Annotated in this window: 8 protein-coding genes; all 8 read left to right on the top strand. The window is 69.6% G+C overall.

The window, feature by feature from the left end; genetic code table 11:
- On the top strand, positions 1-732 hold a 732-nt coding region (locus JWQ91_RS16450; RefSeq protein WP_297786692.1), incomplete at its 5' end, for an Hsp70 family protein.
- A gap of 5 nt (positions 733-737) precedes the next feature.
- Complete coding sequence (locus JWQ91_RS16445; RefSeq protein WP_297786689.1) at positions 738-1,265, top strand: nucleotide exchange factor GrpE; 528 nt, start codon at positions 738-740, stop codon at positions 1,263-1,265.
- Positions 1,265-2,239, top strand: coding sequence for a DnaJ C-terminal domain-containing protein (locus JWQ91_RS16440; RefSeq protein ID WP_297786685.1), 975 nt, complete (start codon positions 1,265-1,267; stop codon positions 2,237-2,239). The genes JWQ91_RS16445 and JWQ91_RS16440 overlap by 1 nt, the downstream gene beginning before the upstream one ends.
- Entirely contained in the window at positions 2,239-2,559 is a 321-nt protein-coding gene (locus tag JWQ91_RS16435) for a chaperone modulator CbpM (protein ID WP_297786682.1), read from the top strand. The genes JWQ91_RS16440 and JWQ91_RS16435 overlap by 1 nt, the downstream gene beginning before the upstream one ends.
- On the top strand, positions 2,550-5,186 hold the full coding sequence (clpB, locus tag JWQ91_RS16430; protein ID WP_297786679.1) for an ATP-dependent chaperone ClpB: 2,637 nt from the start codon (positions 2,550-2,552) through the stop codon (positions 5,184-5,186). The genes JWQ91_RS16435 and clpB overlap by 10 nt, the downstream gene beginning before the upstream one ends.
- 122 nt (positions 5,187-5,308) lie before the next feature.
- Positions 5,309-5,632, top strand: a complete 324-nt coding sequence (gene trxA / locus JWQ91_RS16425; protein WP_297786676.1) for a thioredoxin — start codon at positions 5,309-5,311, stop codon at positions 5,630-5,632.
- Complete coding sequence (locus JWQ91_RS16420) at positions 5,632-5,907, top strand: UBP-type zinc finger domain-containing protein (protein ID WP_297786695.1); 276 nt, start codon at positions 5,632-5,634, stop codon at positions 5,905-5,907. The genes trxA and JWQ91_RS16420 overlap by 1 nt, the downstream gene beginning before the upstream one ends.
- A partial coding sequence (locus JWQ91_RS16415; protein ID WP_297786673.1) for an FAD-dependent oxidoreductase occupies positions 5,885-7,212 on the top strand: 1,328 nt, incomplete at its 3' end. The genes JWQ91_RS16420 and JWQ91_RS16415, both read left to right, overlap by 23 nt.

Below are 7,212 nucleotides of genomic sequence, written 5' to 3'. Positions count from 1 at the left end.
GTCACGCCCCTGTCGCTGGGGTTGGAGACGATGGGCGGGGTGATGACCAAGGTCATTGAGCGCAACACCACCATCCCGGCCCGGAGGACCGAGCTCTTCAGCACTGCGGAGGACAATCAGCCCGCTGTCGACGTCGTCGTCCTCCAGGGCGAACGGGAGAGGGCGGCCGACAACCGCGTGCTCGCCAGGTTCCGGCTGGAGAAGATCCGTCCCGCACCCCGCGGAGAGCCCCAGATCGAAGTGACGTTCGACATCGACGCGAACGGCATCCTGCATGTCTCGGCGCGCGACAAGGACACCGGTGCCGAGCAGCAGGTGACCATCAGCGAGACCTCCACGCTCAGTCAGGAGGAGGTCGAACGGATGATCGAGGACGCTGAGACCCACCGCGGTGAGGATGCCGCCCTGCGCGAACGGATCGACGCTCGCAACGAGCTCGACTCCGTGGCCTACCAGGTGCGCAAGGCCCTCGAAGAGGGCGGCGACTCCGTCCCCCAGCACGATCGCGCTCGAGCCGAGATGCTGGTCGAGGAGGCCCGTCAGGCCGTCGAGGGTGACGAACCCGTCGATCGCCTCCGCGCTCTCACGGGGGAGCTCCACCAGTTGAGCCAGGGGCTCAGCACCGCGACCCGGGGCGGTGGTGGATCGTCCACCCCCTCGGCAAGCACCCCCGACGACACGTCTGACGACGATGGCGACGACGTCATCGACGCCGAGTTCACCCCTCACTGATCGCCATGTCCGAGCACGATGAACCGACGACCGAGGCTTCGGCGACAGAGGCACCGGCGAGCGAGGCAGAGACGGACGAGACATCGGACCGCGTTGACCCGGTGCGCCAGATCGCGGAGCTGGAGGACGCATGGCGGCGGACAGCTGCCGAGCTGGACAACGTCCGCAAGCGGTGCGCGCAGGACGTGATCCGTGGCCGCGAGCAGGAGCGCGCGGCCGTGGCCGCCAGCTGGTTGCCTGTCGTGGACAACCTGGAGCGCGCGCTCGAGCACGCGTCGTCCGAGCCCGACGCCGTGCTCGAGGGCGTGCAGGCCGTGCTCGCGCAGGCGGTCGGGGTCTTGGCTGATCTCGGCTACCCGCGTCGCGACGACCATGGGCGGGCCTTCGACCCGGCCCTGCACGAGGCGGTCAGCACCGTGTCCGAGGAAGGGTTGGTACCTGGCACCGTGGCTCAGGTCGTGCGTCCCGGCTACGGGCCCGATGGCAAGATACTGCGGCCCGCCGCGGTCGTCGTGGCCACCAGGGCACCCTGATGGCCCAAGACTTCTATGAGGTCCTCGGAGTCGCCCGCGATGCGGCACCGGCCGACATCCAACGGGCCTACCGGCGGCTGGCGCGCCAGAATCATCCTGACGTCAACAAGGACCCCGGGGCCGAGGAGCGGTTCAAGGACGTTGCTGAGGCCTACGACGTGCTGTCGGATCCCGAGCTGCGGCGCCGCTACGACGCCTTCGGCGAGGACTTCCGACGCGTCCCTCCCGACACGGATCCGTCCGCCTGGCGCAACGCCCGGACGTATGCCGAGGCGGGTGCGGGGGCCCGTGGACGCTGGTCGTCGGGGACTGGTCCGTCGGGAGGTCCCGGTGCTGGTGACTTCGGCGACGAGGTCGACCTCGAGGACCTGCTCGGGGGCATCTTCGGCGGTAGGGGGCGCGGTGGTCGCGGCCGGGACGGTTGGGGACCAGGACCGATCCCGGGCTCCGACCACGAGGCCGAGGTGGAGCTGTCGGTCGAGGAGGCCTATCACGGCACCGAGCGCAGCTTGACGATCAGCGGCCCCGGCGGGCCTCGCGCGCTCGACGTGACCATCCCAGCCGGTGTCGTCGACGGTCAGCGCATTCGACTTCACGGCCAGGGTGGTCCCGGAAGTGGCTCGGCGGCACCCGGAGATCTCTATCTGCTGGTCCGAATCGCCGACCACCCGCGTTACCGGGTCGACGGTCGCGACCTGCACGCGCTCCTGCCGGTTGCACCGTGGGAGGCCGCCCTGGGCGCATCGGTCCCCGTCGACACTCCAGGCGGTGCCGCCACGGTGAAGGTCCCGGCCGGCTCGTCCAGCCACCGCCGGTTGCGGCTCAAGGGCCGCGGGCTTCCCAACAAGCGAGGCAGGCCGGGGAACTTCTACGCCGAGCTGCAGATCCGTGTGCCCAAGACCCTCACGGACGAGGAGCAGCGGCATTTCGAGGAGCTCGCGAAGGTGTCCAGCTTCGACGCGAGGAGCACATGATGACCGCGGTCACGCACTTCACTCTCGCGCGGCCATACCGGCTCGGCCTCGAGAGCTATGCGCAGGTCGCCGGCGTACATCCCGACCTGGTGAGCCGCCTGGTGGCCCTCGGCCTCCTGGAAGTCACGCGCGATGCCCAGGGGCGCTTGTGGTTCGAGCCCTCCCAGGTGAGGGAGATGGCCAGGATCCAGAGGTTGAGGATGAGCCTGAACCTCGGGTACTCCGCCCTCGGGCTGGTCGTCGAGCTGCTCGACCGGATCGCGGAGCTGGAGAAGACGGAACGACGGATGTCACGACGAGGAGGCGCTCCATGGACATGAACAGACTGACCCAGAAGTCGCAGGAGGCCCTGCACGACGCCCAGACCACGGCGTTGCGCTTCGGCCACGTCGAGGTCGACGGGGAGCACCTGTTGCTGGCTCTGCTCGACCAGGGGGAGGGCCTGGTCGCTCCGCTGCTGGCCCGGGCGGGAGCCGATCCGGCCCGGCTGCGCGAGGACGTCGAGGCCGAGCTCGGTCTCCGCCCTCGGGTCAGCGGGCCCGGCGTGACGCCCGGGCAGGTGCACATCACCCAACGGCTATCGCGGCTGCTCGACGCCGCCGACGCCGAGGCCCGCAGGCTCAAGGACGAGTACGTCTCGGTCGAGCACCTCGTGATCGTCCTTGTGGAGGAGGGCTCGAGCTCGGCGGCCGGGCGGCTCCTCCACGGACAGGGGTTGACCCGCGACACGTTCTTGGCCGCACTGACCGAGGTGCGCGGTCACCAGCGCGTGACGTCGGCGACACCCGAGGGGACGTACGAGGCGCTGGACAAGTACGGCCGCGACCTCGTCGCGGCAGCGGCGACCGGCAAGCTCGAGCCGGTGATCGGCCGCGACTCGGAGATCCGCCGGACCATCCAGATCCTGTCGCGCAAGACCAAGAACAACCCGGTGCTGATCGGCGAGCCCGGGGTCGGGAAGACCGCGATCGTCGAGGGTCTGGCCCAGCGGATCGCCGACGGCGACGTGCCCGAGGGCCTGCGGGACAAGACCGTCTTCGCCCTGGACATGGGGGCGCTCATCGCCGGAGCCAAGTACCGCGGTGAGTTCGAGGAGCGGCTGAAGGCCGTGCTCAACGAGGTCCAGAGTGCCGAGGGTCACATCCTGCTGTTCGTCGACGAGCTGCACACCGTCGTCGGTGCCGGCGCGGGCGAGGGTGCGATGGACGCCGGCAACATGCTCAAGCCCCTGCTCGCCCGCGGCGAGCTCCACATGATCGGCGCGACGACCCTCGACGAGTACCGCACTCACATCGAGAAGGACGCAGCCCTCGAGCGCCGATTCCAGCCGGTCATCGTCGACGAGCCCGACGAGGAGGATGCCCTCTCGATCCTGCGCGGGCTCCGCGAGCGGCTCGAGGTGTTCCACGGTGTGAAGATCCACGACGGGGCCCTGGTGGCGGCCGTGACGCTGAGCCACCGCTACATCTCCGACCGGTTCCTGCCCGACAAGGCCATCGACCTCGTCGACGAGGCCTGCGCGATGCTGCGCACCGAGATCGACTCGATGCCGGCCGAGCTCGACGAGCTCACCAGACGCGTGACCCGGCTGGAGATCGAGGAGGCGGCACTCTCGCAGGAAGAGGACTCCCCGAGCAGGGCGCGCCTCGACGAGCTGCGCAAGGAGCTGGCGGACGTACGGGCCGAGGCCGATGCCCTGCGCGCGCAGTGGGAGGCGGAACGGTCGGCGCTGCGCGAGGTGCAGTCCCTTCGCCAGGAGCTCGAGCACGTACGCATGGAGAGCGAGCGGGCCGAGCGCGAGTACGACCTCAACCGGGCGGCGTCCCTGCGACACGGCAAGCTGCCGGAGATCGAGCGGCGACTGGAGGCGGCCGAGTCCCGGCTCGCGGGGAAACAGGGCGGCCGGCGGCTGTTGCGCGAGGTCGTCACCGCCGACGAGATCGCCGACATCGTCTCGCGCTGGACCGGCATCCCGGTCACGCGACTCCGTGAAGGCGAGCGCGACAAGCTGCTCCGCCTCGACGAGGTGCTCCACGAGCGTGTCATCGGCCAGGACGAGGCGGTCCAGCTGGTGGCCGACGCCGTCGTCCGCGCCCGCTCAGGCATCAAGAACCCCCAGCGGCCCATCGGGTCGTTCATCTTCCTCGGCCCCACCGGTGTCGGCAAGACCGAGCTGGCCAAGACGCTGGCGGCTGCTCTGTTCGACACCGCGGAGAACATGATCCGGATCGACATGAGCGAGTACCAGGAGCGGCACACCGTCAGCCGGTTGGTCGGGGCGCCTCCGGGCTACGTCGGGTACGAGGAGGGTGGTCAGCTCACCGAGGCCGTGCGCCGCAAGCCCTACTCGGTGGTCCTGCTCGACGAGATCGAGAAGGCTCACGTCGACGTCTTCAACACGCTGCTCCAGGTGCTCGACGACGGCCGCCTGACCGACTCCCACGGCCGGACGGTCGACTTCCGCAACACCGTGCTGATCATGACCTCGAACATCGGTTCGGAGTACCTGCTCGAGGGGGCCACCGCTGGAGGCGAGGTCAAGGACGAGGCGCGCTCGATGGTGATGCGCACCTTGCAGTCACACTTCCGCCCGGAGTTCCTCAACCGCGTCGACGAGATCGTGATGTTCAAGCCGTTGACGCTCGCCGAGATCGAGCGCATCGTCGACCTCCAGCTCGAGGAGCTGCGCGAACGGCTGGCCGACATGCGGATCAACCTTGACGTCACGGCCGAGGCGCGTCGCTTCATCGCGGACCAAGGCTTCGACCCGGCCTACGGTGCCCGCCCGCTACGCCGGTACATCTCCCGCGAGGTGGAGACCCGGATCGGTCGGGCGCTGTTGCGCGGAGATGCGGCTGACGGGGGAACGATCGCGGTCACCGTCGTCGACGGGGAGATCACGGTCACGGCGGCTGGCCTTCCGTCAGAGGGGCGGGCAGTGGCGTGAGCACGAACATCCAGAAGTCGACGACGGTCGAGTGCAGCAGCTGCGGAGCCAAGAACCGTGTGTTGGCGGTTGCCGACGGTGTTCCCCGTTGCGCGAAGTGCAGTACCCCGCTGCGATGGGTGGTGGACGCGACGGACGAGGAGTTCCACGCTGTCGCCGAGGAGACCAGCCTGCCCGTGCTGATCGACGTGTGGGCTCCGTGGTGCGGCCCGTGCCGGATGGTGAGCCCGGCCCTGGAGAAGCTGGCTGGGGAGCTGGCCGGCAAGCTCAAGCTGGTCAAGGTCGACGCCGACGACAACCCGGAGGTGAGCCGGCGCTTCGAGGTTCAGGCGATCCCGACGCTGGTCCTCCTCCATCACGGCGAGGTGGTCGACAAACAGATCGGCGCCCTCCCGGAGCACCAGCTGCGCTCGTGGCTCGAGTCCCGACTCCCGGCGCAATCGTGATGACCACCCCGACAGGCATCGGTCCCGACCCGCACCTGAAGATCATCCGGCCCGTACCGCCGCCTGCCCGGCGCGCATGCGCTGAGTGCTTGCTCCTGGCCACGCCATGGGTGCACCTGCGCCAGTGCCTGACCTGCGGCCAGGTCCTCTGCTGCGACTCCTCCCCGATGCGACACGCGCGCGCTCACGCCGCCACGACGGGTCACGTCATCGTGCGTTCGATCGAGCCCGGGGAGAGCTGGAGGTGGTGCTATGTCGACGAGCAGTTCGTCTGAGCTGGAGTCCCCGGACCTGCCCGAGACCCCCGACACCACCGGGGCCTATCCCCGGTTGACCGCCGAGCAGACCATGCTGCTGTCGCGATACGGCGAGCGCAAGCGTCTGGCCAAGGGCACCACGCTGTTCTGCGAGGGAGACCGCAACTGCGGCCTGTTCGTGGTGCTGGACGGCAGCGTCCGGGTCGTTCAGGAGGACAACCGCGAGGAGGAGCCGCGGGTGATCGCGGTCCACGGGCCGGGGCGCTTCGTGGGTGACCTGTCGATGCTGACCGGGCAGGCCGTCTACGTCACCGCCATCGCCCAGACCGACGTCGAGGTCCAGGAGATCCCCTTCGACCGGCTCAAGGAGGCGGTCACCCAGGATCAGGCGCTGGGAGACCTGATCCTGCGGGCCTTCATCCTGCGACGCAACATCCACGCCAGCCTCGGCGCCGGGCTCCGGATCATCGGCTCTCGTTACTCGCCCGACACCCGCCGGTTGAGGGACTTCGCAAGCCGCAATCGCGTCCCGTACCGCTGGGAGGACCTGGAAGAGGATCCCGAGGCAGAGGCGACTCTGCGAGCCCTCGGCATCCCACCCGACCAGACCCCCGTCGTGATCTGGAAGGGGCAGGCGGTCCTGCGCAACCCCAGCACGACGGAGCTCGCCGAGCTCCTGGGCCTGCGGGAGGAGGCACCGCCCCGCGACGCGCACGACGTCCTCGTGGTGGGCGCCGGCCCGGCCGGTCTCGCCGTTGCGATGACGGCGGCCTCGGAGGGACTCTCCACGATCGTGCTCGACGCGATCTCGACGGGAGGGCAGGCGGGGACCTCGTCTCAGATTGAGAACTACCTGGGCTTCCCGGCGGGCATCTCGGGCGCCGAGCTCGCGGACCGAGCGGTGGTCCAGGCCCGCAAGTTCGGCGCCACCTTCACGATCCCCGGCGAGGCTCGGTCGCTCGACCGCATCGACGGTCACTTCCTCGTGAGGCTGACCGATGGGACGCACGTGGAGGCGCACACCGTGGTGCTGGCGACCGGCGCGCGGTACCGCCGCCTCGAGATCCCCGGCATGGACCGGCTCGAGGGTCCCAGCGTCTACTACGCCGCCACGGAGTACGAGGCACGACTCTGCCGCGGCGACCCGGTCACGGTCGTGGGTGGCGGCAACTCCGCCGGTCAGGCCGCCCTCTTCCTGGCCCGCAACGCTGGTGAGGTCAATCTCGTGATCCGCCACGACGACCTGGAACGCGACATGTCCCGCTACCTCGCTGAGCGGATCGTCTCCTCGCCGCGAGTGCACGTCTGGCGCAGCTGTGAGGT

Origin of the sequence: Aeromicrobium sp. (genome assembly GCF_025965075.1) — a bacterium.
GTDB lineage: Bacteria > Actinomycetota > Actinomycetes > Propionibacteriales > Nocardioidaceae > Aeromicrobium.
The sequence above is the reverse complement of the archived record's forward strand: the minus strand, read 5'-3'. Positions and strand labels throughout refer to the sequence as shown.

Bases quoted from the DNA above. Each gene is read 5' to 3' on its own strand.
- JWQ91_RS16445 (WP_297786689.1), top strand. From the start codon at position 738: ATGTCCGAGCACGATGAACCGACGACCGAGGCTTCGGCGACAGAGGCA.
- JWQ91_RS16440 (WP_297786685.1), top strand. From the start codon at position 1,265: ATGGCCCAAGACTTCTATGAGGTCCTCGGAGTCGCCCGCGATGCGGCA.
- JWQ91_RS16435 (WP_297786682.1), top strand. From the start codon at position 2,239: ATGACCGCGGTCACGCACTTCACTCTCGCGCGGCCATACCGGCTCGGC.
- clpB (WP_297786679.1), top strand. From the start codon at position 2,550: ATGGACATGAACAGACTGACCCAGAAGTCGCAGGAGGCCCTGCACGAC.
- JWQ91_RS16420 (WP_297786695.1), top strand. From the start codon at position 5,632: ATGACCACCCCGACAGGCATCGGTCCCGACCCGCACCTGAAGATCATC.